The 22,087-nt window shown below is 26.7% G+C and carries 16 protein-coding genes and 1 pseudogene; 12 read left to right on the forward strand and 5 right to left on the reverse strand.

Annotated elements, in window-relative coordinates:
* Positions 1-69 precede the first annotated feature (69 nt).
* The 3 genes from BFL38_RS03750 (at position 70) to BFL38_RS03760 (ending at position 3,905) form a co-directional block, all read left to right on the forward strand.
* The gene (locus BFL38_RS03750) at positions 70-1,422 is read left to right on the forward strand and encodes a UDP-N-acetylmuramoyl-tripeptide--D-alanyl-D-alanine ligase (protein WP_069725799.1); all 1,353 of its coding nucleotides are present in this window, start codon (positions 70-72) and stop codon (positions 1,420-1,422) included.
* Between the two features lie 10 nt (positions 1,423-1,432).
* Positions 1,433-2,194, forward strand: coding sequence for a DUF4261 domain-containing protein (locus BFL38_RS03755; protein WP_069725800.1), 762 nt, complete (start codon positions 1,433-1,435; stop codon positions 2,192-2,194).
* Positions 2,195-2,255: 61 nt separating this feature from the next.
* On the forward strand, positions 2,256-3,905 hold the full coding sequence (locus BFL38_RS03760; RefSeq protein ID WP_069725801.1) for an ankyrin repeat domain-containing protein: 1,650 nt from the start codon (positions 2,256-2,258) through the stop codon (positions 3,903-3,905).
* A gap of 516 nt (positions 3,906-4,421) precedes the next feature.
* On the opposite strand, the pseudogene BFL38_RS15745 reads toward BFL38_RS03760, so the two are convergent.
* The 3 genes and pseudogenes from BFL38_RS15745 to BFL38_RS03775 form a co-directional block, all read right to left on the reverse strand.
* A pseudogene (locus tag BFL38_RS15745) lies at positions 4,422-5,038 on the reverse strand (GmrSD restriction endonuclease domain-containing protein).
* A 103-nt stretch (positions 5,039-5,141) separates the two neighbouring features.
* Positions 5,142-6,044 carry an SAM hydrolase/SAM-dependent halogenase family protein gene (locus tag BFL38_RS03770; protein WP_069726052.1) on the reverse strand — a complete coding sequence of 301 codons (903 nt, stop codon included), beginning with the start codon at positions 6,042-6,044 and terminating at the stop codon, positions 5,142-5,144.
* Between the two features lie 245 nt (positions 6,045-6,289).
* Positions 6,290-7,252 carry a class II fructose-bisphosphate aldolase gene (locus BFL38_RS03775; RefSeq protein WP_008725933.1) on the reverse strand — a complete coding sequence of 321 codons (963 nt, stop codon included), beginning with the start codon at positions 7,250-7,252 and terminating at the stop codon, positions 6,290-6,292.
* Between the two features lie 351 nt (positions 7,253-7,603).
* Here BFL38_RS03775 and thrS point away from each other — a divergent pair, with 351 nt between their 5' ends.
* The 4 genes from thrS to rplT all read left to right on the forward strand — a co-directional run bounded on the left by thrS (position 7,604) and on the right by rplT (position 10,812).
* Positions 7,604-9,535, forward strand: a complete 1,932-nt coding sequence (gene thrS, locus BFL38_RS03780) for a threonine--tRNA ligase (protein WP_069725802.1) — start codon at positions 7,604-7,606, stop codon at positions 9,533-9,535.
* A gap of 12 nt (positions 9,536-9,547) precedes the next feature.
* Positions 9,548-10,138: a translation initiation factor IF-3 gene (gene infC / locus BFL38_RS03785; RefSeq protein ID WP_069725803.1), complete on the forward strand. Its 591-nt coding sequence runs from the start codon at positions 9,548-9,550 to the stop codon at positions 10,136-10,138.
* Positions 10,139-10,240: 102 nt separating this feature from the next.
* Entirely contained in the window at positions 10,241-10,444 is a 204-nt protein-coding gene (gene rpmI / locus BFL38_RS03790) for a 50S ribosomal protein L35 (RefSeq protein WP_008725923.1), read from the forward strand.
* Between the two features lie 14 nt (positions 10,445-10,458).
* Complete coding sequence (gene rplT / locus BFL38_RS03795; RefSeq protein ID WP_028329892.1) at positions 10,459-10,812, forward strand: 50S ribosomal protein L20; 354 nt, start codon at positions 10,459-10,461, stop codon at positions 10,810-10,812.
* Between the two features lie 251 nt (positions 10,813-11,063).
* Here rplT and BFL38_RS03800 read toward each other — a convergent pair whose 3' ends face one another.
* Positions 11,064-12,833 carry a hypothetical protein gene (locus BFL38_RS03800; protein ID WP_069725804.1) on the reverse strand — a complete coding sequence of 590 codons (1,770 nt, stop codon included), beginning with the start codon at positions 12,831-12,833 and terminating at the stop codon, positions 11,064-11,066.
* A gap of 1 nt (position 12,834) precedes the next feature.
* Positions 12,835-13,629, reverse strand: coding sequence for a hypothetical protein (locus BFL38_RS03805; RefSeq protein WP_069725805.1), 795 nt, complete (start codon positions 13,627-13,629; stop codon positions 12,835-12,837).
* Between the two features lie 580 nt (positions 13,630-14,209).
* Between BFL38_RS03805 and BFL38_RS03810 the strand changes: the two genes are divergently transcribed.
* The 5 genes from BFL38_RS03810 to BFL38_RS03830 all read left to right on the forward strand — a co-directional run bounded on the left by BFL38_RS03810 (position 14,210) and on the right by BFL38_RS03830 (position 21,997).
* On the forward strand, positions 14,210-15,100 hold the full coding sequence (locus tag BFL38_RS03810; RefSeq protein ID WP_069725806.1) for a DMT family transporter: 891 nt from the start codon (positions 14,210-14,212) through the stop codon (positions 15,098-15,100).
* 72 nt (positions 15,101-15,172) lie between these two features.
* A complete protein-coding gene (locus BFL38_RS03815) occupies positions 15,173-16,249 on the forward strand; it encodes a M24 family metallopeptidase (protein WP_069725807.1) in 1,077 nt (358 codons plus the stop codon).
* Between the two features lie 172 nt (positions 16,250-16,421).
* Positions 16,422-17,618 (forward strand): tyrosine--tRNA ligase, encoded by a 1,197-nt coding sequence (tyrS, locus tag BFL38_RS03820; protein WP_069725808.1) that lies wholly within the window; start codon positions 16,422-16,424, stop codon positions 17,616-17,618.
* Between the two features lie 28 nt (positions 17,619-17,646).
* A complete protein-coding gene (locus tag BFL38_RS03825) occupies positions 17,647-20,586 on the forward strand; it encodes an LPS-assembly protein LptD (RefSeq protein ID WP_069725809.1) in 2,940 nt (979 codons plus the stop codon).
* A 28-nt stretch (positions 20,587-20,614) separates the two neighbouring features.
* A complete protein-coding gene (locus BFL38_RS03830) occupies positions 20,615-21,997 on the forward strand; it encodes an ankyrin repeat domain-containing protein (RefSeq protein WP_069725810.1) in 1,383 nt (460 codons plus the stop codon).
* Positions 21,998-22,087: the final 90 nt, after the last annotated feature.

Below are 22,087 nucleotides of genomic sequence, written 5' to 3' on the forward strand. Positions count from 1 at the left end.
TAATATTTACAAATATTTATTTATATGGTTTTATTATGTTAACAAAATAAATTAATCGGAAATATTATTATGGGTAAAACTTCATTAAATGATATAGTAAAAGTAATCAAAGAATTAAACTTCAAATGCTCTAAAAATATAGAATCATTATATTTAAATAGAGAATTAGAAATATCAACTGACAGCAGAGATAATTTTGACAGCCCTAAATTATTTTTGGCAATAAATGGAGAGAAGTTTGACGGAAATAAATTTGCATTGGAAACTTATAATAAAGGATGCAGGTATTTTATTTTAAGCGATGAAAACATAAAATTTCCAGATGATGCAGTAGTTTTTTATACTGATGATACTATACTTTTTTTTATAAAATTGGCAAGAGAATACAGAAGAAGATTTAATATGCCTATAATATCAATAACAGGAAGCTGCGGAAAAACTACTACAAAAGAATTAACGCATCTATTTTTATCTGCTAAATATAAAGCATTAAAAACGGAAGGTAATTTTAATAATGAAATAGGAGTTCCAAAAACAATATTTAATTTAGACAGCAGTTATGAAATAGCTGTTATTGAAGCTGGTATGAATCATAAAAATGAATTATTAAGAATATCTGAAGCTATAGAGGCAAATACAGTTATAATAAATAATGTAGAGCCTGTGCATATTGCTTATCTTGGTTCCATAGAAAATATTGCTTATGCCAAATCAGAACTTTTTAATCATACAAGAGAAAATGCTAATGCTGTAATAAACAAAAATACTAATTGCTTTGACATTTTAAAAAAAGAAGCTGAAAGAAATAATATAAAAAATATAATAGAAGCTGATATAAAAGAGATAACAAAAAAAGATGATAATACATTTGAATATAAAGGCATAACTTTTAAACATAATCTGATAGGTGATTTTAATTTGTATAATGTACTTTCGGCATTAAAAGCAGCAGAGATTTATAATGCGGATTTAAGAAAATGTGCTGATATTTTACCAAGTTATGAATCTCAAAAAAATAGAATGCAGATAATTAATATAAAAGGCTGTAATGTTATTAATGACTGCTACAATTCTAATCCGTCAGCTTTAAAAAATATGATTAATTATTTATCACAGAGAAATGAATCAAAAAAAATTGCTGTAATAGGTGATATGCTTGAGGCAGAAACTGAAAATTCAAGCTATCATAAGGACATAGGAAATATTATAAATGAATTAAAAAATATTAATGCTGTTATAGCAGTTGGGGAGCATTCAAAAGATATTTATGATACTGTTAATTGCGAAAAATATTATTTTGAAAACGCTCAAAGTGCTGTAGATAAAGTAAAAGAGTTTTTAAAAGATGATACGGCAATGTTAATAAAAGCCTCATTAGGTATGGGATTTGCTTTGATAATAGATTCTATAAAAAATATATAAAGGCTTAAAAATGAATGATTTAATACAAAATGATTCTGTAATAGCTTTTATTTTATTAGATGATAAAAATTTTAATGATTTCTCAAATCAATTAAAAGAAGATTGGGATATAGATATAACTATAGTAAGTCATAACAATAAAAATACATTTAATATTAAAACAATGGATTTTGAATATGAACTTGCCCCTTTTAAAGTTCCAGATAAAGAAGCTGAAATATTGATAAATTATAATGATATAGATAATGAAACAAGAGAAAAAATACTTAATCATAAATCTTTTTTATCAATTAAGGTTAATAGTGATAATACTGATTTCAAAGATATTGCTTTAACTTTTAGTAAGGTATGCTATTCTATAATAAAAGTAAATAATGTATCAGCTGTTTTAATAGGGGAGATTAACCTTATCATTTCTAATAATACATATTTATTTGAGATGAATGAGTATATAAAAAATAATAAATTTTTTCCCACTCGTTTATGGGTGAGAGTTGATGTTTTTTCAGATAATAATGGAAATCATGCTTATACTGAGGGGCTTAAAAATTTTGGTAAGTATGAGATTATGGCTTATAAAACTTCAAGATATGCTGAAAGTATAATCAGGGTACTTATGATATTATCAAGGGGTATTATAGAAAATAATCTTAATCTTGAAGATGGAAATACTATGCAGACAGATGATGATTATATAGGAATGTTTAAATTCTTTGATAATAAATTTATTATGCTTGAAAAGAGTTTAAAAGATATAAATAAAAATCAATAGATTTGACAATAAAAGTATTATAATATATACTTTGACAGATTTTATAGATGGGGTAAGTATTATGAAATTTGCAGTAATTGTAATAAGTTTAATTGTTTTAATAAGCTGTTCTAACAATAAAGAAAAAAATAATATAAATGCTAATTTAAATACCAATTCAAATTCATTAACCCAAAATACGAATACAATTATTACAAATCAAAATAATATAGTTACTAATAATGTTAATAATAAAAGTGACGTTATAGTAAGAAAAAATATATACCCTATAAAATCATATACAGAAGAAGAACTTGATGAAATACTTCTAGTTAGAATTAATAAATCATTAGGGGAGTATGTAAATGATAAACAAAATAGAGAGTTAATAAAAAAAGAAAAAGAAAAATTAAAGCCTATAAGAGATTTACTTATAAAGACTATAAATGCTGAAGATGAAGATGGTAATAATGCATTAATGCTTGCTATAAAATACAGTACAGACTCTATTGTTTATTATGATTTAATAAAATGGATTGTAGAGCATGGCATTGATTTATCAAGTAAAAAAATATTTAAAACATTATCTTATTATTATTATCTTAAAAAAACATATTATGATCATATTGGCAGTAAAGAATATTCAGATATTGTTTATTATTTGATAGACTCTGGAATATATTTTGACTATAAAGATGTATATGACTTAATGGTTAATAATGGTGATTCGGATATTATTAAAAAAATGCTTGATATATTATATGATTATAATTTTGAAAAAGTTGATTATAACTTACAAAGTGATTTATTATTTACTTCCATATATAATCAGGATATTGATTTAGTAAAATATTTTCTGGATCTTGGTGCAGATATTAATTCTCTAAATAGAATGAGGGATGGTTCTATAGGAACTCCTTTAATGTATAGTGCATTTTTAGAAAATTATGATATTGCTGATTATTTATTGGAAAAAAATGCTGATGTTAATATTAATTGTTTTCAAGACAATCAAGAATTAGAAAACATTTGGAATTATTATAGTTATTATAGCGATGAAAGAGATGAAATAATAAATAACTTTCCTGTTTTAAGTCCAACAAATTTGAATGGTACTGTTATTACAGGAAATGATTATAATGATTTGGTTATAAAAATATTAAATAAAACAGCTCAAAATTTTAAATTAGCTAATACTTATTTTTATTATGAACCAACTTCTGAGTCTATTGTTAAATCTGATACTAATAATAAATATATTTTTATATCATCTCCTATATTAAATCAGGAATATATCAATTATCCTGATGATTTTACAAGTGAGGAAGATAAATATTTTCATTATATAACTATATGGAAAAAAGAAGATAATAAAGCCTCATTTGTATCAGGTTTTTATCCTTTACAAGATGCATTTTATCAATATACATATTTAAGCGATTTTAATATTGCTGTATCAGGAAACTATATTACAGCAGAACAATATGATGGCGGTAAAACATATTATTACACATTTATTATAGAAAATAATGAATTATATTTAGATAAATTTTCTACGGGTAAATCTAATCTTATATCAGCATCAGCTACTAATTTTTCAGAAGTATACAATGAAGAGTATTATTATAATTATAAATCAGATGCACAAAAATTTAATCAAACAAGCAGAGTAAAACTTATTGATATTGAAAAAGGATTTTTTGAACAGCTTATAGAAGACTATAATAAATAAATTATCAGTTTTTGATACAATTATGCTGTGAGTATGATTTTTTTTAATACTGTTATTTGATAAGCATATACAAGTTATTGAGTATATATATTCTAGCCATTCATAAGTAATATAGAAATATTGTATGCAAATATTTTAAATTTATAAAACTAATTTGTGATAAAATCATTTCTGTATATACTGAAACTTTTAAGTTTGTCAAAAAATAGTTTTTATGTTTTTATTATTTTCTTGGACTAGCCCCCGAACCCCCACTTCTTTTGGTGACACAAACGAAGTAAGAAGAAAAAGGACTGCATTTTTAATCTAAAACTATGGTATTACACCATATTTAATACATATTCTTAAAATATTAAGCTATATTATGTGCGTTTTTTGCAACTTTTTTGTACGGCAAAAAAGTTGATAATACATTTATAAAAATAAATAAATTGACAAAATATAGTTGTTTAAGTATAAACATTTCAAACTATTTTATAGTATAGTAAAGTTTAAAAAATTATATTAATAAAAAAATTATTTTCCTCGGCATACTCTATTTGAAACTTCATCAAAACCTTCTTCTATTGTAAGCCCCCAATCTGTTTTGATTTTATACCATTCTCTTACATATTCGCATTGATATTCTTTATTAGGAGGAAGCCATTCTACAGGAGATTTATCGCCTTTTGAACGATTTGCACCTCTTGATACTGCAATCAAATGATTTTCATTTTTCATATAATTATAATATTCATTTTTCTTTTCTTTGCTCCAATTACTAGCACCGCTTATATGAGCATTTTTTAAAGGTACTAAATGATCTATATCTAAATCTCTGGCATTAGTAAAATATTTTCCTGTAAACTTATCATACCATTTTCCTGATATTACTCTATTATTTGATATTAGAGGTTTTACTAATGATTCTCGGGCTAATACTTCATGCCTTGTGTTAAGTCCGTCATTATCCTCATCTTCCCAATCTCCCCAATCATCTCTGTTGTATCTCGTAACTGTTTCTTTTTGTGACTTTTCTGTTTTTGATGTTTTTTTTTATTGTATATATTATTATAATAATAGTATCCTGCTGCTATTAATAAAATAAATAATATAAATAAAGGAGATGATTTTTTCTTTTTTCTTCTTGCCATAGTTGATCCTATTAATGCTAATAAAAATTGTTAGCTAGCTTTGTATTATTATATGATAAACTTAGCAATACTAACAATTTTATATTTAGCTTTTTTATAATTATTATTTTTTTATTATTTCCATACTCCAATTAGGTCCGCTGTAAACTTTATACTTATCAGAGAAATTTCCCATATTAACAGCAACAGAGAAATTAAGCTCTGAATTGAAATATGCCATATTATCACCTTCGGCTACATCTCCGAAAGTATTGACAAGTTTAACATCACCATTCCATATTAAATTTCCTTCATTGTATATAGAAACATTTAAAATATCTCCAACCTGCACTCCATTATCAAGCATTAATTGACGAGGAAGAGAAGACCATACATTACCATACTGAATATCTAGTATAGGTATGTTGGCAAAGAATTTACCATTTTCAAATCTTGGCTTTTGATAATCTATTTTTGTTATATTAGTTCCCAATGATTTTCCAACTTGTTCAAAAGTTATTTGTTTTGAGGCTAATCTTGCTCCTGTATATACATAGACATCTCTGCCATGAAAAGTGTATGATTCCTGAGAGTTAGTAAGTCTGTTTACTGCCTCATCAATTTCTCTTACCTCTTCTATTCCTAAACTTTCAGCGACAAAAGTTAAAGAGCCGTTATCAGGAGTTACAAAATAATAGTTATTAGTAGTTTTCATAACAACTGACTTTCTTTCTGTACCAACTCCGGGATCTACAACATTAACAAATACTGTTCCTTCAGGCCAATATCTAGCAGTTTGATCCAATCTCAAAGCAGCTTCCCATATATTAAATGCAGGTATTTCATGAGTAAGGTCATAAACTTTTAAATCTTTATCTACAGTTAAAGCCACTCCGTACATGCTTGCAACAGCATTGTCCTTTCTTCCGAAATCTGTTTGAAGTGCAAGGGGAGATTTGTCAATTTGTCTTTCGCATGATATAAGCATAACAAATAATGATATTATTATTAATATATACTTTTTCATTTTATTTCCTTTTTTAATTATATATATTATATTTTGTTGAAAAATTAAGGGCATAAGAATAACCCCATGCCCTTGAATATTTATTTTTTAATAATTATTAAGTTAATAATTATTTAGTTTTAGCGTTTAGAGCATCTTTTTGTCTTCTAATTCTTCTTAAAGCTCTTTTGCGTTTAACTACTTTTCTATGCTGTTTTCCCATGTTATCTCCTTATTAAATTTTTTTATTATATAAATTATTAAAATTATATTTTGCCGTTAGAACCTAATACATTGTTAATTTTATGCATGTATAGTTTTTTCATTTCATCACGAGCAGGTCCTAAATATTTTCTAGGATCAAATTCTTTAGGATTGTCATGGAATACTTTTCTAATAGCTGCAGTCATAGCTAGTCTTGAATCGCTGTCAATATTGATTTTACAAACTGCACTTTTTGAAGCTTCTCTTAATTGTTCTTCTGGAATACCTATAGCATCATCTAATTTACCGCCGTATTCATTAATCATTTTAACATATTCTTGAGGTACGCTTGAAGAACCATGTAAAACGATAGGGAATCCTGGAATTTTTTTCTCAATTTCTTTAAGAATATCTAATCTTATTTCTGGGTTTTGACCTGGTTTAAATTTATAAGCACCATGACTAGTACCTATAGAAATGGCAAGAGAATCAACTCCTGTTTTTTTAACAAAATCTTCTACTTCTTCAGGCTGAGTATAAGTATGATGTTCAGCAGAAACATCATCTTCAACACCAGCAAGTACACCCAATTCGCCTTCAACAGTAACATCATATTTATGAGCATACTCAACAACACTTCTAGTAAGTTCTACATTTTTATTGTAATCATAATGGCTTCCGTCTATCATAACAGAAGAGAAACCATATTCAATACAGCTTTTGCAAAGTTCTAAACTATCACCATGGTCAAGGTGTAAAACTATAGGAACATTAACTCCTAATTCTTTAGCGTATTCAACTGCACCTTGAGCCATATATCTTAATAAAGTTTGATTAGCATATTTTCTAGCACCTGAAGAAACCTGAATTATAACAGGGCTTTTAGTTTCTACACAAGCCTGAACTATAGCCTGAAGTTGTTCCATATTATTAAAGTTAAATGCAGGTATTGCATAACCGCCGCTTATAGCTTTTTTAAAAAGGTCTCTGCTATTAACAAGACCTAAATCTGAGAATTTAACCATATTTTTCTCCTTATTCTTTTTTAATTCTTAATTTTTAATTAAAAGATATCAAAAATACTTTATTAATAATATAGTAAAAATAATATTTTTTCAATAAAAATACTTATTTTTTATATGATTAGAATTTAAAAAATATTATTTAAAAATCAAATTAAATATTAAAAATTTCAAAATAAAATAAGATCCTGTAAATATATTAAATAAACTATATTATTAATTTGAATTATTTTTTTATTAATTGATTTATATGATTTGTTGACTATTGTTTTTATATATGTTATAATATTTCAAAATATTTGCATAAGTTTTTATTTATGTGCAAATATAAGTATCAATTCAAGAGGTGTTATAATGTCAAAAATTAATTATTTGGGACAGTCCTATGATTTGTCCAATGGAGAGTCTTTACTAGACTTCCTTAAACAAAATGCTAAAAAAGATTCCAAAGATGCAGTAGCTGCTAAGTTTAATGGAAAAGAAGTTGACCTTACATATACGCCTGAAACAGACGGCGATTTAGAATTGATACTTACAACCACCGATGAAGGTCTTGAAGTTTTAAGACACTCTACAAGCCACTTAATGGCTCAGGCTGTTAGAAGACTTTATCCTAATACTCAGGTTACTATAGGACCTGCTATTAAAGATGGTTTCTACTATGACTTTGATGCAGAAAAACCTTTTACAGAAGAGGATCTTCCAAAAATAGAAGATGAAATGAAAAAAATCATCAAAGAAAATATACCTGTAGTAAGAAAAGTGATGAATAAAAATGAAGCTATAGAGTATTTTAAAAAAGCAAATGAGCCTTATAAAGTTGAAATTATAGAAGGTATAGATGCTGATACAGTATCTTTTTATGAGCAGGGCGATTTTATAGATCTTTGCCGCGGTCCTCATGTTCCTTCTACAGGTTATATAAAATCATACAAATTAATGTCTGTAGCTGGAAGTTATTGGAGAGGGGATTCTAATAATAAAATGCTTTCTCGTATATATGGAACAGCATTTGAAAGCAAAGAGGCTTTAGACAAATATCTTAAAAAACTTAAAGAAGCTAAAGAAAGAGATCATAGAAAATTGGGTAAAGAGCTTAATTTATTTAGTTTTCATGAGGAAGGTCCCGGTTTCCCTTTCTGGCATCCTAGAGGAATGATTATTTATAAAGCAGTAGAATCATATATAAGAAATGAAAATGATAAACGCGGATATGTTGAAATAAAAACTCCTGCTATACTTAATGAAGAATTATGGCATAGAAGCGGACACTGGGATAATTATAAAGAAAATATGTATTTTACAGAGATTGATGAAACTAAATACGCTGTAAAGCCTATGAACTGTCCGGGCGGCTTAATTGTTTATAATTCTAATATACATAGTTATAGAGATTTGCCTTTAAGAGTTGCTGAATTAGGTTTTGTTCACAGACATGAGCTTTCTGGAGCTTTACATGGACTTTTCAGAGTTAGAGCATTTACTCAAGATGATGCACATATATTCTGTACTGAAGAGCAGCTAGGCGATGAAATTATTAATACTATTGAATATTATTTATCTGTATATAAAGACTTTGGTTTCGAGAACTTTGAAATATTTGTTTCTACAAGACCAGCAAAATCAATCGGAAGCGATGAAATTTGGGAGCTTGCTACTAAATCATTAATTAATGCTTTGGATAAACTTGGTATAAAGTATAAAATTAATGAAGGAGACGGAGCTTTCTATGGTCCTAAGATAGATTTTAATATTAAAGATGTTCTTGATAGAAATTGGCAATGCGGTACTTTACAAGTAGACTTTTCACTTCCTATGAGATTTGAAATTAGTTATGAAGGTAAAGATGGAAGAAAACATACTCCTGTAATGCTTCACAGAGCAATACTTGGTTCAATGGAGCGTTTTATAGGTATATTAGTTGAGCATTATAATGGTAAGTTCCCATTATGGCTTTCACCTTTACAAGTAGCTGTTGTTAATGTTCTTGATGAAAAATCTCAGATTGACAGAGTTAATGAAGTTGCTAAGGCATTAAAAGATGCAGGATTTAGGGTAGAAACAGATGAAGGAAATGAAAATTTAGGTACTAAGATTAAAAAATACCGCTTGCAAAGAACTCCGTATACAGTTATAATAGGAGCGGAAGAAGTTTCTAATGGTAAATTGTCTATTAGAACACGTTCTTCGCAAGAAATTAAAGATATGGATTTAAATGAGTTTATAGAGAAACTCAAAAAAGAATCTAAGGAGAGAATGAATGATTCTATATTTACTACTAAATGAGGTAGCTAAATAATGGCAACAGTAAAAAAAGAAGGAGAGAGAATTAATCAATTTATTACTGCACCAGAAGTTAGAGTTGTGCGTGATGAGGGAGTAAGCCCCGGTGTAATGAGTATTAAAGATGCTCTTGCATTAGCTAAAGAGGAAGGTTCAGATTTGGTTGAAATTGTACCTACAGCAGATCCTCCTGTTTGTAAGATTATCAATTATGGTAAGTATAAATTTGATATTCAAAAAAAGAGTAAAGAAGCTAAGAAGAAACAAAAATCGGTACAGCTTAAAGAAATCAAGATGAGACCTCAAATAAGCATACATGATTACAACTTTAAAATGAAGCATATTCGTGAATTCTTAGATGAAGGTAACAAAGTAAAAATCACTATAATGTTTAGGGGTAGGGAAATGGCCCATACTGAATTTGGCTATGAACTTATCAACAAAATTATACAGGATTTGGAAAATGAAGCTGCTACAGAAAAACCTGCTAAATTAGAAGGTAAGAATCTATCGGCAGTGCTTAATCCGGTAAAAGCAAAAAAAACTGCTTCTGATTCTGAAGGTTCTTCTACTAAAAAAGAATCTTCTGAGAATACTGAAGAATAATAAATACAGTTTTTAAAATATTATAATAGCCCACTAGCTATATGTACTTATCATACATATAGATTGAGCATACAGTAAATATAATCAAAAGGATATTAGTTTATGAAACAAAAATTAAAAACAAAAAGCGGTGCAAAAAAACGTTTTAGATTTTCTAAAACAGGTAAAGTTAAATTTGCTCATGCATTTGGTAGCCACAAATTCTTAAGCAAAAGACCTGACACTAAAAGAAAATATCGTAAAGCTAGAATAGCTGATGATACTAATATGTTAGAAATGCCAAGATTAATGCCTTACGGCAGATAATAAAGGAGACTAAAATGAGAGCAGTTAGCGGTGTAGTAAGAAAGAAAAAAGTTAAAAAAATATTAAAGATGGCTAAAGGTTACTATGGTTCTCATAGTAAGCAGATGAAACAAGCTAAAGAAGCTGTAATAAGAGGCTTAAAATACGCTTATCGTGATAGAAGACAGAAAAAAAGAATGATGAGACGCTTATGGACTTTAAGAATCAATGCGGCTTGCAGACCTTTAGGTATATCTTACAGCAAGTTCATTAACGGACTTAAAAAAGCTAATGTTATAATTGACAGAAAAGCTTTATCTAATTTGGCTATTGAAGATTATAAAGCATTTGAAGCTGTAGTTGAGGTAGCTAAAAAAGCACTTGCTTAAAATTAGACTTAAAAAAATATTTACTTATGTATAAAATCACCGTTGGTATTCTTAAGAATGCCGACGGTTTTTTATTATTTAAAATATTCATTTTTAAATTATTTTCAATATAAGTTATGATATTTGTATTTATTATAAATATATAAAGTTATTAAATTTAATGTTTTACTAGTAATAGAATAAAAAAATACCGTTAGTATACAAATTAATGAATGCTAACGGTTTTTTTATTAGAGAATAATTTTATATATTTATTTTATCAATTCTGATAATCTTTCCCTTTCTTTTTCCCAATACTTTTTATATTCAATTGTATTACCAAAAAACAATAATTTTTTTTCATCATTTATTTTAAGTTTTGAATCAGATAAATGCTCTAATTGAAATATTGCTTTTCTAGCTTCTACCTTCTTATCTTCTTCTATTAAATTCTCTATTATTGAAATTTGAGATAATAAATATTGATGTCTTTTATTATCAACAATTTCTGGTATATCGTTTATTAATTTATCAGCATATTCTTTTTTATATTTATCAATAATTTTTGTATAATATTTTTTTCTATTTTCGTAAGCTGTTGAAATATAATTATAATTGTCATAATCCATATCTTCATTAAATACTATATATTCTATATTATTAAAAAAGTTTATTGCCATATTATTATAAAGTTCTTTTTTTATATTTTTTAAAGTCTTTCCTTCTTTAATATCTACAATAGGAAATTTATTTAATAATTGAAAAGAAGAATTCTTATTGTAGGCATTTTCAAAATCTTTATTTGATATTAATTTTAATATATTGTTTTCATTATCTTTAATATTTATTATATTATTTTCTTTATAATTTAAATTATAATATTTATTATATCCAAATGTACTTCCAATAATCAAGAATATCATAATAATAAATGAAAATAAAGATTTTAAAATATCCCCGGAATCAAATCTAGATTTTTTATTTATCAGGAATATAGAATATAATTTAGTTAAAGCATAGAATATAATTGTTGCTATTAATGCTGTTGCCAATGTAAATAAAGATGTTTGCAGTAGAGTACCGTATGCATTTTTTTCTATAAAAAAAGTAGTTAATGAAGTAAAAATAAAAATAAATAATAAAATTATAGGATTATTAATAAACTTCTTTTTTATTTCTTCTTTTATCTTTAATTTTCTTGCTTTCTTAAAAGTATTTATTAATTTACTTTCTTTAAGATTTTCATTTTTTCTATTATTGAATATGAAATTTGATAGTTCATCATTATTAGTTAAAGCATACGATGTTAATAAAGTTGGTATAAATTCAATTTCAGGATTATTATTATTATCTATAATTAGTAATGAACCAAAACTTGGGTTTAATGTTATAATTGATTTAAAATTTGAATTATTATATAAATACAAAGTAGATTCATAATATACTTGATTTATATTTGGCATAGGTTTTCCGCAGTCAATTTTATCATCTAACCATGCATAATATGTATCAAGAACATATTGACAAGTTTTATATACATGTGTCAATGTACAATAAGAAGCAAATGATGAATTTATTCCATTTATTAATAGATCTTTATTTTGTATATTATTTTCTGATAATTTTATTTGAATATCGTTTGTTAATATTTTATTAACTTTCATTAATTTTTTTTCTAGTGTTTCTATATGCTCTTTTATTACTGGTATTTTTATATTAGCTGTCTCTTTTAAAATAGGCAATGTTTCCTTAATTTTTTTGTTTTTCTGCATTTCAGTAATTATTTTTGCTGTTCCCTTAACTATCAAAGTACCAGCTGCTATTGCTAGTCCTATTTGCGGACTTATTTTTAATAAAGTTTCTTTTTTTATTATACCTAATTTTTTATTCATTATAGAGAAAGAAACTGCAATATCTTTTATTGAAGCGGATATATTAATCCATTCTCCTGCTAATCTATCCATTTCATTAAGTATATTTTCTAAATCTGTCTTTATTTTTAATAACTCATTGGCATCTATATTTAAAGTCTCTATATCCATTTTATTTTCCTAATAATTCAAATAATGTTTTAGCTAGTTTATCATCTATATCATCCATTTTTTCTAATAATTGTGTTCTTATTTTTATTTCCTCTCCATTTAATGTATCTGTAGGGATTGATAAAATAGTATCTGTAATTTTTTCTAATCTTCTTGAATATGAGTTTATAATTTCTTTTGTATTATTAGAGGCTTCTTGGAATTTTATCAAATCGTTATTAGCTTGAATTTTCCATTTTTCAAATTCAAGTTGATTTTTTTCTAAATCTGCTTCTATTTCTGCCATTGCTAATTTTGCTTCTTTAAATGTATTTAATACATCAACTATTGCATCAGTATTATTAAGAACAACAGAAGTTAAATTTACTCCTTCTCTTACGATTTCAACTTTCATCATAGCATCAGTTCTTTTATTTTCTATTTCTCTATTATTAAAAGATTCAACTATTTTTATTGTTTTATTATCTTTAGATTCAGATATTCTAGCCTCTGTTTCTTTTGATTTACCAAAGGCATGTGATATAGAAGATATTATTGAACTACCAGCATTTGCCGCTCCATTTATAGCAGCATTTGTAATACTTGCTTTCATCATAGCATCAGTTCTTTTATTTTCTATTTCTCTATTATTATCAGATTCAACTATTTTAGCCTTTGTTTCCTTAGATTTTGAAACAGCATTTGATATAGAAGATGTTATATTACTAGTGGCATTTGATATAGTATTAATAGGGTTAAATGATGATGATATACCTTTAACTATTTCAAATATTTTTGATGAGTTATTATCAGACATATTCACTCCTTATGATTTTTATAAAATTATTAAAATAAATATATATAATTATGATTTATATATAATTATATATTATATAAATATAATTTTCAAGTATTTATATGTTTTATTATAATTTAAAAAATTTAATATATTTTTTTTAAATTAAAAATACATGTTTAATTATATTGTATTGTTTTTAATAATTTTGCTATTTTTTATAAAAATATTAAAGTTAATTTCCAAGCGGCCGATAATATATTTAGTTGATTGGACTACCCCCCAATAACTATATTTGTAATAAGCCGCTTTGTTCATCCCACAAAAGCGGTTTATTTTTTTTACTATTTTTTATAATAAAGCTTTAATATTAAAAATATTATAAATTAGTTAGCTCTTTTCATAGATATGTTAAGTATTCAAGTTTCATAAGCAAATTATTTTTGAGCTTTTAACTTATACATCTTTAGAACATCAGGAATTAATAAAAAATCAGTTCAATATGAAAAATATTTAAAAATTTTCTATTAAAAAAAATTATTTTTAATATATAATACTTATTCAAAATTTTAATTATTATTTTATGGAGTCTTGCTTCATTATGAAAAAGTTTATACCAATTCTCCCTATATTATCCGGTATATTTTGGGGCGGCGGCGGAATATTTATCAGAAGACTTATGGAGTTAAATATAAATAGTTTTACTGTAGTTTCTTCAAGAGTTATTTTAGCAAGCATAATATTTTTTATAAGCGTGTTTTTATATGACAGATCTTTGGTAAAAATAAAATTAAAAGATTTATGGATATTTATTTCAGCCGGCATACTTGGAATATTGGGGCTTAATATTTGCTATAATGAGGCTGTAAAGCAATTATCATTATCTTTATCTGCTATTCTTTTGAGCTTATCACCTATATTTGTTTTAATATTCGCTAATATATTTTTTAAAGAGAAAATCACAGCAAAAAAAATTATTTGTATGATACTAGCATTGTTAGGCTGTTTTTTTGCAAGCGGAATACTTGAAACTAATGAAACTATGCATTGGACATATTTCGGTATATTTATAGGTTTTTTAGGTGCTTTTTTCTACGGACTTTATAGTATATTCTCTAAACTTGCTATAAGAAAAAATTATAATACATTGACAGTTACATTGTATGCCTTAATAAGCATAGCAGTAATATCACTTCCTTTTACTGATTGGAAAGCGCTTTCAAATGTTGTAATAGAAAATGGTTCAGGAATGTTGGTTTTTATGCTTTTTCATTCTCTTTGTACATCAGTATTTCCTTATGCATTTTTTACTATAGCTTTAGGTTATATGGATGCTGGAAAGGCTTCTATATTGGCATCAGGAGAGCCTATAGCGGCAATGTTTTTTGGCATATTCTTTTATCATGAAATTCCTACCGTACTTTCTGTTATAGGTGTATTATTAACATTGACTGCTTTGACTTTGCTTAGTTTACCTGAAAAAAATAAATAATTTATATACAAATAATATATTACAGTATATAATGCATTTTAATAATTTTTGAGTTTTAAAGGAATTATTTTTATGAATGCTAATAGATTAAACAGAGTTATTGATTCTATGAAAGAAAAAAATATTTATCAATTTGTTATAACAGATAGAATGTCAATATATTATCTTACAAATATTAATATACATTCAGGAGAAAGATTTTTAGGACTTTATATTAATCAGGATAATGAAGTTCATCTTATTAATAATCAGCTTTTTCCATTAAATAATAATGATATAGATATTTTATACTATTCAGATACAGAAAATGCGGTAAAAAAACTATCTAAATTTGTACATAAAGATAAAAATATTGGAATAGATAAAGCCATGACATCAAATTTTTTGCTTGAGATGATGGAGCTTAATATTGCAGAAAGTTATTTAAATGCGTCAAGCTGTATAGACTATGTAAGAATGCAAAAGGACGAAGAAGAAATAAAAAAGATGATAAAGGCATCAGAAATCAATGATAAAAGTATGAATGATATTATTAATTTTATAAGATCTGGCATGAAAGAGATTGAGGTTTTAGAGGAATTAAAACTTATATATAAAAGAAACGGAGCAGATGGTGGTTTTTCTTTTACACCTATAATAGCTTTTGCAGAGAATGCCGCCAATCCTCATTATTCTACAGGCAATACTATAATAGGAGATAATGGCTGTTTGGTTATAGATATGGGCTGTATGCATGATGGATATTGTTCGGACATGACTAGAACTATATTTTTTGGTGAGCCTAATGATGAGTCTAAAAAAATATACAATATAGTAAAAACTGCTAATGAAAGAGCTATTGATAAAGTAAAGGAAGGATTAAAATTTTCAGATATAGATAATGAAGCACGTTCATATATAACAGAAAATGGATATGGAGAATATTTTACTCATAGAACAGGGCATTGTATAGGTATGGATGTTCATGAATATGGAGATGTTAGTTCTGTTCATCAGGCATTATTAAAAGAGGGCATGATATTCTCAATAGAACCGGGTATCTATTGCTCTAATAAGAAAGTTGGTGTAAGAATAGAGGATTTGGTACTTGTAACTAGAGAAGGACATAAAAACTTGAATAGTTTTACAAAAGAAATGATAATAAAGTAATAAGATTATATATTAAAAAATATTAAATTAATATTAAAAAATTATTCTATTTTATTTATAATTAACATAATAAAAAATTCTTTATTTGACTTTAATTGAAATTTACATTATTATTAATATTCTACTATAATTATATTTTTGTTATAATAATTTTTATTAAAGGGATAGTAAAATGGAAGATAAAAAATACAGTATCGAAGAATCTATAGAGTTAATTACAAGAGGAATCAGCGAAGTTATAGGTTTAGAAGAAATAAAAGAAAAATTAAAAAGCGGCAAGCAATTAACTGTAAAAGCCGGCTTTGATCCTACCGCACCAGATATACATTTGGGACATACTGTACTTTTAAGAAAAATGAGACATTTTCAATTATTAGGTCATAAAGTTATATTCTTGATAGGCGATTTTACAGGAAGAATAGGAGATCCCTCAGGTAAAACTAAAACTAGACCAAGACTTACTTTAGAAGATGTTTTAAGGAATGCTGAAACTTATAAGCAGCAGGTTTTTAAAATTTTGGATCCTGAAAAAACTATAGTTGAATTTAATTCTAAATGGCTTGAGAAAATGAGTTTTGCAGATGTACTTGGACTTACTTCAAGATATACTGTAGCTCAGATGATAGAGAGAGATGATTTTTCTAAAAGATATAAAAACGGACAGCCTATTAGTATTATGGAATTTTTGTATCCATTAGCACAAGGATATGATTCTGTTGCTTTGGAATGCGATGTCGAGCTTGGAGGAAATGATCAGAAATTTAATTTGCTTGTAGGAAGAACTTTAATGAAGGAGTATGGATTATCTCCTCAGGCTGTTATTACTGTTCCTTTATTAGAGGGGTTAGACGGTGTTGAAAAGATGAGTAAATCATTAGGAAATTATATAGGAATATATGACAGTCCTAAAGATATGTATGGTAAAGCTATGAGTATACCGGATAGTTTAATATCTAAATATATGGAGTTTCTTACAGATATACCTATAGATGATATAAAAAATTATGTTAAAGCTATGGAAAATGGTGAAAACCCTAGAAATATAAAAGGTATATTAGCAAAAGAGATAGTAAAAATATATCATGGAGAATCAGAAGCATTGAATGCTGAAGAAGAGTTTAAAAGAATATTCAGTTCTAAAGGACTTCCTGATGAAATAGAAGAAGTTATTCTTAATAAAGATGATAATATTTTAAATGTATTATCTATTTGTATGTCATCAGAAAGTAAATCTAATTTGAAAAGGCTTGTTTCTCAAGGTAGTGTTGCTTTGGATAATGAAAAGATAAATGACATAAATTTTTTGATTTCTAAAGAGGGGATTTTAAAAGTAGGTAAACGCAATTTCTTTAAAATTAAATTTTCTTAAAGTTAGTGATTGAGTTTTAGAGGATAGAATGCGAATCTTTGTCTTGTTATTATTTACATTAATATTTAATGTTTGTCTTTATGCTCAGGATACTAATGCAGATAATACTATTGCAACAAATAATAATAATACCATTTCTGCTAATAGAGGTGAAAGTGCAATAATGCAGATAAATAGATTCGATGCCAGAAGAAACCCTGTTTCATTTATTAATTTAGTTAATTTTACTCCGTATTATGTATTACAAGAATATGCAAAAGTTAACAATATAGAAATTTATCCTTATGATACAGAATCTACTTTGAGAGCCAGAATAATAGAAAGGCAATTAAATATAAAGCAGGAAGTTATTAAAGGAAATGAAGAGGTAAAGGAAATTGCAAGAACAACTATAAACAAAGGCGGAGCTCAAGTAGAACTTATAGGTGCAGATTTTGCTGAAAGATATGCGGTAGAAGAAGCAGATGAGGAGCTTATATCATTATATGGTAATGTTACTATGAAAATGTATAATAATACATTAATAGCTGACAAAGTTGTTTATAGTTTAAAAACGGGTGAAGTTTTTGCTTCTGGTAATATAACTGTGGAGTCATCTGATACTACTCTTAATGGTGAATGGTTTATGCTGAATAGAGAAAATAAAAAAGGTATTCTATTCGGCGGCGGCACAAAATTTATGAGTTTTAGAGTAGAAGGCCGTATCATAAAATTTAATGATCAGGATTTTTTTGCTGAGAACAGCAGCGTAAGTTTTTCTCGTCTTACTCCCGTAGCCCATGATTTTTTAGCTAGCAGGGTTTATCTTTGGGATAGTAAAAAAATGATGGTATTTAATAGTCTTTATAGGGTAGGAAGACAGCCCGTATTCTATTTCCCTCTATTTATTCAAAATAATTTTGGTACAGGCATAATATCTTCTTTCGGTGAATCTTTAAGAGAAGGTGTTTATATACAGAATTATAAAATATTTGATTTGTATGGAGTTCAGCATAAAGTAAGATTTGATGCTTATCAGAAATTAGGTTTTTTAATTGGCGATGAAATAAGATATACAAGTCAGTATCAGAATTTGGCTCTTGATGCTATGTTTGCTTTGGGAAGACAGTATTATTTACTTGATTCTTATATTACTTCAAGTATAGGTTATGGAACTAGGTATGTTAACTATTTTTCATCAGGTGAGTCGGGAAAGTTTGTACCAAGATACAAATTTCAATATGATCATACAATTCAATTATACAGCAGTCAAAATATAAATAGTTATGTTACAGGAAAGCTTAATTTAAATAGTGATTTATATTTTAGATCCGACTTCTACAATCAAAGAGGTAATTTTGATATATTAACATTTTTTACTTCTCTTACAGGAGATTTACAAGATATAGGTGATTCTTATCCTGAAAGTTATATTGAAAATTCTGTATATTTTAATAATAATATTTATGGTGTCAATTTAAAAGTAGGAGCAGAATGGGATTTGCAAGCCGTTAGAAATATATCAGTTGATGTTAATACTAACTTCGATTATTATATGCCTAAACCGTATAAACTTATTCTTCCTTCTGTAGAGGCTAGTTATAGTTCTGTATTTGGCGATGAAACATCTTATTACTTTCCGAATCTTAATATTAATTATAATTTAAGAGCTAATTATAATCATACTATTAATTATAAGACATCAGAGGGTATAGCATTTTACAATAATCCAATGCTTGACTCACAATTAAATGATAAGCTTTCTGAGAGGGATAATCTTAATTTATACGGAGATGTATCAAGAACTTTTACCAATGATTTTATAAGATTTGTGCCTAGTGTTAATATGGAATATGCATATCAAAATAGTATATCTCCTTCAGCTGAAGATTTGATTTATGATAAAGATAATACTTATTTGGGATTAGGAACTGGTATAAATTTTTCTATGTTTTTACCTTATAGCATTCTGCCTTATAATTTTACTCAATATTTTGAACCTACTATAAGATGGGATACTACTTATACTTTGGGATATAGATTCAAAGAAAAGTATGTTGATAATGATTATGGAAATTCACAATTTGGAGAATTTAATAATCATAATTTTACAACTAGATTTTCTATGGGCGGAACAGGGTATAGTTTGTTTTATTTACCTGATTTAAATCTTAATATGGAAACATTTATAACAACAGGTTATGACTTTATACCTACATATAATGTGGAAACTAAATCTTATCAAGTTGAATTTTCCACAAATAAGATGCTTACAACTGAAGTAGGGGCTTCTGCAAGACTTTTATATAATCAATCTTATATATCTTATGATGTAACTAGAAATTTATTAGGAACTAATTTAACAGCTAATAGAATAAATGCATATTTTCACTTTCCAATACCTTTAGGAAAAATCACAGATTGGATTTTAATAAAAAATAATAAAAAACCTTTTTTTGATGGTATAGTTAATGATTTTAACTTATATTTCGGATTTGCTTTTACTCATGATTTTATTAATTACAGATATAATACAGCATCATTTACATTTGGTATAGAGCTGCAGGTTTTAGAACAATGGAAATTCAGAATATCTACTACTAGTGCAAATGAAAATACTTACAGATATATAAAATCTTATGCCGAAAAAGAAAATCAAACTTGGGTTAATCCTTTTTGGGATATTATAAATTCGTTTAATTTTTCTGATGCTCAAAAAAGAACGGATAGTTTATTTAAATTAAAATCCATAGAGGCTAGTATTTGGCATGAATTAGATGGATGGCAGATTCAGGCTACTTTTGCTGTTAAACCTTCTACACTTCCGTCTGATATTACTTCAGGTTCTGTAAAAGGTGTTTATTGGAATAAAGAGTTTTGGATTGAATTTACTCTTACAGACTTTCCTAATGTTGGTCTTCCTAAAAAAGAATATAATCTTAACAGTACGATTACTGATTTGCAAGATAGTGCCGCTACTACACAGTAATTATTATATAGGTTTTTTAGGTTTTTTTATGAAGAAAATTGTAATTATTATATTTTATTTAAGCATATTCTTATTTGCTGAAGATTTTACAGATATAGTAACTGATGAAATGTCGGATTATGATTTAAATATCAGTTATGATAATTTATATGAGGCTATAGATAATTATGATGCAGATTATATAAGAACGGCTATAAGCAATGGAAATATAAATATTGACTCAAAACTTACAGATGATTATCCAAATAATTTAGGAGGTGCTACTCTCTTACTTTATTCTATATATAAAAATGCAGGAGAAATAACTAAAATTTTAATAGATAATGGAGCTAATTTAAGAGCGAGGGATTTTAAAACTTGGAATAGTATTATGTATGCGGCTGCTTTTTCTGACTTGTATACTATTGCATTACTTGCAGAGAGAGACAGTACATTGCTTGATACTAAAACAGAATTTAATGTAACACCTTTGCATATAGCTTGTGATTATAATAATCTTGATGCTTTGATGTATTTATGCACTAATTCTAATATAGATATTAATGCTCAGGATATAGACGGCTGGACTGCTCTTTATCATGCGGCAAATTCTAAGAGTATTGAGGCTTATAATTTACTAATAATACTTGGAGCAGATACTAATATTGCAGATAATCATAATGTATTGCCTGAAACTATACTTAATAGAAAAATTGAAGACGAACTTAATGAAGTAAGGGATATTGATATTGAATTATTTAAAGCTGTAGAAAAAGATGATTATAGAAAGATAAGAACTTTAATAAATAGAGGTGCTAATATTAATGCTAAAGACGGATACGGCTTAAGCGTTTTACATTTAGCTATAAAGTATAATAGTTTTAGGGCTGTTGATGTGCTTTTAGCAAATAGAAATATTGATTTGGAATCTACACTTCCTGAAGGTTATTTTACTCATTTGGGAGATAACTCTTCAGATGCAGTTTATATAGGAAAGGCTACACCTCTTATTTATGCTATATTTAAAAGCGGCGGAGATAGCAGAATAGTAAATGCTCTTATAAGAAAAGGTGCTGATGTAAATGCTTCAGATGAAGAAGGCTGGTCTACATTTTTATATGCAGCTGCTTTTGGAAATAGTTCTATGCTTAGAAATATTTTGTTAAAAAACAGAAATCTCATTAACAGTAAAACAAAAGATAATGTTACCCCTCTTCACATGGCTGTTGTTTATGATAATATAGATAATATCAAATATTTGGTTAGAAATTTGAAAGCGGATATTAATGCTCAAGATGATGACGGCTGGACGGCTTTGTATTATGCAGCTGCCAATAATAAAAAAGAAGCTTATGACTTGCTTTTAAGATTAGGTGCTGACAAAAATATAGCCAATAATGAGGGATTAAAGCCTGCTGATGTTTTACGCTAAATTATCAATTTTGTTATATTGCATTAATTAATTATTATTATATAATTTTTGATATTATGTTTACTTATTAAAATATATTAGGAAATTTTT

The sequence above is a fragment of the Brachyspira hampsonii genome, from assembly GCF_001746205.1.
In the GTDB taxonomy this organism is placed as follows: Bacteria; Spirochaetota; Brachyspiria; order Brachyspirales; family Brachyspiraceae; genus Brachyspira; species Brachyspira hampsonii_B.

What these genes read in the sequence shown, in the direction of transcription:
- rplT (WP_028329892.1), top strand. Translation starts at nt 10,459, where the DNA reads ATGAGAGCAGTTAGCGGTGTAGTAAGAAAGAAAAAAGTTAAAAAAATA.
- BFL38_RS03825 (WP_069725809.1), top strand. Translation starts at nt 17,647, where the DNA reads ATGCGAATCTTTGTCTTGTTATTATTTACATTAATATTTAATGTTTGT.
- infC (WP_069725803.1), top strand. Translation starts at nt 9,548, where the DNA reads ATGGCAACAGTAAAAAAAGAAGGAGAGAGAATTAATCAATTTATTACT.
- rpmI (WP_008725923.1), top strand. Translation starts at nt 10,241, where the DNA reads ATGAAACAAAAATTAAAAACAAAAAGCGGTGCAAAAAAACGTTTTAGA.
- BFL38_RS03815 (WP_069725807.1), top strand. Translation starts at nt 15,173, where the DNA reads ATGAATGCTAATAGATTAAACAGAGTTATTGATTCTATGAAAGAAAAA.
- BFL38_RS03830 (WP_069725810.1), top strand. Translation starts at nt 20,615, where the DNA reads ATGAAGAAAATTGTAATTATTATATTTTATTTAAGCATATTCTTATTT.
- BFL38_RS03805 (WP_069725805.1), bottom strand. Translation starts at nt 13,629, where the DNA reads ATGTCTGATAATAACTCATCAAAAATATTTGAAATAGTTAAAGGTATA.
- BFL38_RS03770 (WP_069726052.1), bottom strand. Translation starts at nt 6,044, where the DNA reads ATGAAAAAGTATATATTAATAATAATATCATTATTTGTTATGCTTATA.
- BFL38_RS03750 (WP_069725799.1), top strand. Translation starts at nt 70, where the DNA reads ATGGGTAAAACTTCATTAAATGATATAGTAAAAGTAATCAAAGAATTA.
- BFL38_RS03760 (WP_069725801.1), top strand. Translation starts at nt 2,256, where the DNA reads ATGAAATTTGCAGTAATTGTAATAAGTTTAATTGTTTTAATAAGCTGT.
- BFL38_RS03810 (WP_069725806.1), top strand. Translation starts at nt 14,210, where the DNA reads ATGAAAAAGTTTATACCAATTCTCCCTATATTATCCGGTATATTTTGG.
- BFL38_RS03800 (WP_069725804.1), bottom strand. Translation starts at nt 12,833, where the DNA reads ATGGATATAGAGACTTTAAATATAGATGCCAATGAGTTATTAAAAATA.
- BFL38_RS03775 (WP_008725933.1), bottom strand. Translation starts at nt 7,252, where the DNA reads ATGGTTAAATTCTCAGATTTAGGTCTTGTTAATAGCAGAGACCTTTTT.
- BFL38_RS03755 (WP_069725800.1), top strand. Translation starts at nt 1,433, where the DNA reads ATGAATGATTTAATACAAAATGATTCTGTAATAGCTTTTATTTTATTA.
- thrS (WP_069725802.1), top strand. Translation starts at nt 7,604, where the DNA reads ATGTCAAAAATTAATTATTTGGGACAGTCCTATGATTTGTCCAATGGA.
- tyrS (WP_069725808.1), top strand. Translation starts at nt 16,422, where the DNA reads ATGGAAGATAAAAAATACAGTATCGAAGAATCTATAGAGTTAATTACA.